Consider the following 3551-nt stretch of genomic DNA (forward strand, 5'->3'; position numbering starts at 1 on the left):
GCCGTGATCCTGACGGCGGTGATCTGGTACATCTCCCAGCACACCACGCTGGGCCGGCGGCTGCTGTTCGTCGGTCGCGGGCGCGAGGTTGCGCGGCTGTCGGGCGTCAACGTCAACCGCGCCCGCGCCGACGCGCTGATCGCGTCGAGCACCATCGCCGCGCTCGCCGGCGTGCTCTATACCGGCATGCGCGGCTCGGCCGACCCGTCCTCGGCACTGGCCTTCCTGCTGCCGGCCTTCGCCGCGGCCTTTCTCGGCTCGACCACGCTCTACCCCGGGCGGTTCAACGCGCCTGGCGCCGTCGTGGCCGTCGATTTCCTGTCCACGGGCATCATGGGACTGAACTTCATGGGTGTCCCGAGCTTCGTGCAGAACCTGTTCTACGGCGGCGGCCTGGTGGTGGCAGTCTCGATCAGCCAGCTTGTCCGCAAGCGCCGCCCGATGGATTGAGCGCCGCCCACCGCACGCCGGCGGCTGCGTGTCGGTCTCGACCTCGCCCAGCCGGCGCAGGCCCCGCGGCTTCCACCGCACGCCAGGGGATCGGCGGTGCGGGCAAGGTTACGGCGGGCCAGAGCGGGGTTCCTCCACGCGAAAGGGGATCGGCCCGGACGCGCGGCGCGCGCCACGCGAGCGGCTCCGCACGCGGCCTCCTGCGCCAAACGATGGGGGACCCTGCCTTCCCGCCAACTGCCGCTGCCCCCGACCGGGGCCGCGGCGTTCCCCCGGGGTGCGTTCAGCGCGTCCTGCGGCGGCGCCACGTCTGCCAGCGGCGGCGCAGGCGGATCGTGGCCGCCGAGACCGGCGCGCGCAGCAGCGGCATGTCCACCGCCAGCAGCAGAAGGCCCACAGGCAACATCCAGAGGCCGAGGACAGGCAGAAACGCCAGCAACCCGCCGGCGACCAGAAGCACGCCGAGCGGCGCCCGTACCAGCCAGGCCTGCGGATGCCGCGCCCAGCGCAACAGCGGCCGGGCCCTGTCCGGCGAGGCGCGCTCCAGCGCGCCGAACTGCCGCTCGAGCCGCCGGCGCTGCTTGTCGCGGTGCGAAGGCATGGACATGGCGGGGGACTCGGCGAAAGGCAAAAGAACATCTCCGGGCGGGCTTACCTGCTCCGGATCGGCCGGGCGGATACATCCGGGCGTGACCTATGCCCCGTGGCGCCCGTTGCAAGGGGCACGCCTGCGCAAACCGGGGCCTGCCTTTCGGGAAACCGGATCCTGCGCCGGGGCCACGGATATGCGCCAGGGCCGCGTCCTTGCCGTCGTTCTGCGCGCTTCCCATATTCCAACCGATCCGGGCATGGAGAAGGCAATGGCAGGATACATGCGCACCGCCGTCCTGATGGCGGTCATGACCGCGCTCTTCATGGGCGTGGGCTATCTGCTGGCCGGCCCCACGGGCGTGGTGCTCGCGCTGGCCGTGGCGGCGGGGATGAATCTTTTTTCCTGGTGGAACTCGGACCGCATGGTGCTGCGGATGCACGGCGCGCGGCTGGCCGAAGGGCCGGACGGCGAGGACCTGCGCGCGATGGTGGCCGACCTTGCACGCCGGGCGGACATGCCTGTGCCCGCCACCTACATCATCGAGACCGACCAGCCCAACGCCTTCGCCACGGGGCGCAACCCCGACAACGCCGCCGTCGCGGTGACGACGGGGCTGATGCAACGCCTGAGCCGCGAGGAGATCGCAGGCGTGATCGCGCACGAACTTGCGCACATCAGGAACCGCGACACGCTGATCATGACGATCACCGCGACCTTCGCCGGCGCGATCTCGATGCTGGCGAACTTCGCGCTCTTCTTCGGCGGACGGCGCGACAGCCCCCTGGGGCTGATCGGGGTGATTGCGATGATGTTCCTCGCGCCGCTGGCCGCGGGCCTCGTGCAGATGGCGATCAGCCGCTCGCGCGAATACGAGGCCGACCGCGTGGGCGCCGAGATCTGCGGCGAGCCGCTGTGGCTGGCCTCGGCGCTCGAGCGCATCCAGGGCTTCGCCTCGCGGATCGACAACAACGCGGCAGAGCGCAACCCGGCCACGGCGCACATGTTCATCATCAACCCGCTGCACGCGCACGGCTATGATGCGCTGTTCTCGACGCACCCCAGGACGGAAAACCGGGTCGCGGCGCTGGAGGCGATGGCCCGCCAGCGTCCAGGCGGCGGCAGGGCGCCGCGCCGGACCGCCGCCCAAGGCCCCTGGGGCTGACGGATCGGCCGCGCGCTGCCCTCGTCAGCACGAGGGTCTGGATGTCCCGATCCGCGCGGCCCTGCTCGCTGCTTTCCCGCATGCGCGCGCGGCGCCGCTCATCGGCGGGACGGCATCCGCGCCCGCCCGGGCCACCGGGTCGGGATCCTTGCGCATCATGGCGACCGTACCCGGCGGGTCGGCGAAGTCCTCCGCCGCCATCCGGGGCGCCAGCAGCTGAAAGGGGTCCGCGAAACTGCCGGCCAGCGCCTCCCTAGACCGGGTGTAGCCTACGCCCGAGCGTTTGGCCAAATTCACTGCCTCGGCCACCACGGCCATGGTGCAGCCCGAGGTGATCCGGTTGGCCAGCTTGGTCGTCTGCCCGGCGCCCACTCGCCCCATGCGGGTGACGAGTCATCGCGGCAGTACGCGCGCAGGGCCGCACCTGGGATCTGCCGGAGGTCGCGGACCTAGGGGAGGGACACGCGGCGCAGGATGCGCTCGCGGCAGGGGCGGGCGAAGCGGCTGGCTGCAAACAGCCCCCCCTGATGGCACGACGGTTTCAGAACAGGAAGCTGTCCGCGTCGTAGGCAAGACCCGCGCCGATCTCGCTGGCCGCGACTCCCTCGAGAAGGATGCTGTCGGCGCCCGCCGAGATCAGTGCGCCCGGCGCCGTGTCGCTCAGATGATCGGTCAGGAGATCGCCGAATCCCGCGATCGTGCCGAGGCCTGCGAGATCGAGCAGGTCGCCTGCGGCGGCGAAATCGCGCACCACGTCGTTTCCCGTTCCGGTGACGAAGACGAAATGGTCGGCGCCGCCGCCGCCCGTCAGCGTATCGTCGCCTGCGCCGCCTTCGAGCCTGTCGGCATCCGGGCCGCCGTAGAGGCGGTCCGCGCCCTCGCCGCCACGCAGCGTGTCGTCGCCCGCGCCGCCGAAGGCCACGTCCGCGCCGGCGCCGGCGCCGATCCGGTCGGCGCCGTCACCTCCGTAGAGGGTGTCGCCGTGGTCGCCGCCGAAGAGGTGGTCGGCGCCCCCGCCGCCGCCGATGAGATCGGCACCCTCGCCCCCATAGACCGTGTCCGCCCCTGTGCCGGCCCAGATCGTGTCTTCGCCCCGCGCCCCGCCGATCAGGTCGTCGCCGCCTGCGCCATAGGCCGTGTCGTCGCCGCTTCCGGTCCACAGCTTGTCGTGGCCGGGCCCGCCGCCGAGCTCGTCGTTCCCGGCGCTCCCGTATACCACGTCGTCACCGTCACCGCCCCAGAGCCTGTCGTCATGCGCTCCGCCGCCAAGGGTGTCGTCGCCATCGCCGCCTGTCAGGGTATCGCGGCCGGGGCCTCCCCAGAGGGTGTCGTCCTGCGCTCCGCCGT

General features: G+C 72.0%; 5 protein-coding genes. 2 read left to right on the forward strand and 3 right to left on the reverse strand.

Annotation, left to right across the window (positions count from 1 at the left end; all coding sequences use genetic code 11):
• The coding region (locus tag ACLFOB_RS14645) for an ABC transporter permease (protein ID WP_410926562.1) at positions 1-450 on the forward strand (450 nt) is incomplete at its 5' end.
• Between the two features lie 283 nt (positions 451-733).
• Here ACLFOB_RS14645 and ACLFOB_RS14650 read toward each other — a convergent pair.
• Positions 734-1057 carry a hypothetical protein gene (locus tag ACLFOB_RS14650; RefSeq protein WP_410916740.1) on the reverse strand — a complete coding sequence of 108 codons (324 nt, stop codon included), beginning with the start codon at positions 1055-1057 and terminating at the stop codon, positions 734-736.
• Between the two features lie 253 nt (positions 1058-1310).
• Here ACLFOB_RS14650 and htpX point away from each other — a divergent pair, with 253 nt between their 5' ends.
• Positions 1311-2204 (forward strand): zinc metalloprotease HtpX, encoded by an 894-nt coding sequence (gene htpX, locus ACLFOB_RS14655; protein WP_410926563.1) that lies wholly within the window; start codon positions 1311-1313, stop codon positions 2202-2204.
• Between the two features lie 24 nt (positions 2205-2228).
• On the opposite strand, the gene ACLFOB_RS14660 is transcribed toward htpX, so the two are convergent.
• Both ACLFOB_RS14660 and ACLFOB_RS14665 read right to left on the reverse strand, forming a co-directional pair.
• Positions 2229-2585, reverse strand: coding sequence for an NAD-binding protein (locus ACLFOB_RS14660; RefSeq protein ID WP_410926564.1), 357 nt, complete (start codon positions 2583-2585; stop codon positions 2229-2231).
• A gap of 160 nt (positions 2586-2745) precedes the next feature.
• On the reverse strand, positions 2746-3551 hold an 806-nt coding region (locus tag ACLFOB_RS14665; protein ID WP_410926565.1), incomplete at its 5' end, for a calcium-binding protein.

It is taken from the genome of Rhodosalinus sp., assembly GCF_046542825.1.
Classification (GTDB): Bacteria; Pseudomonadota; Alphaproteobacteria; order Rhodobacterales; family Rhodobacteraceae; genus Rhodosalinus.

Bases quoted from the DNA above. Each gene is read 5' to 3' on its own strand.
- ACLFOB_RS14650 (WP_410916740.1), bottom strand. From the start codon at position 1,057: ATGTCCATGCCTTCGCACCGCGACAAGCAGCGCCGGCGGCTCGAGCGG.
- htpX (WP_410926563.1), top strand. From the start codon at position 1,311: ATGGCAGGATACATGCGCACCGCCGTCCTGATGGCGGTCATGACCGCG.
- ACLFOB_RS14660 (WP_410926564.1), bottom strand. From the start codon at position 2,585: ATGGGGCGAGTGGGCGCCGGGCAGACGACCAAGCTGGCCAACCGGATC.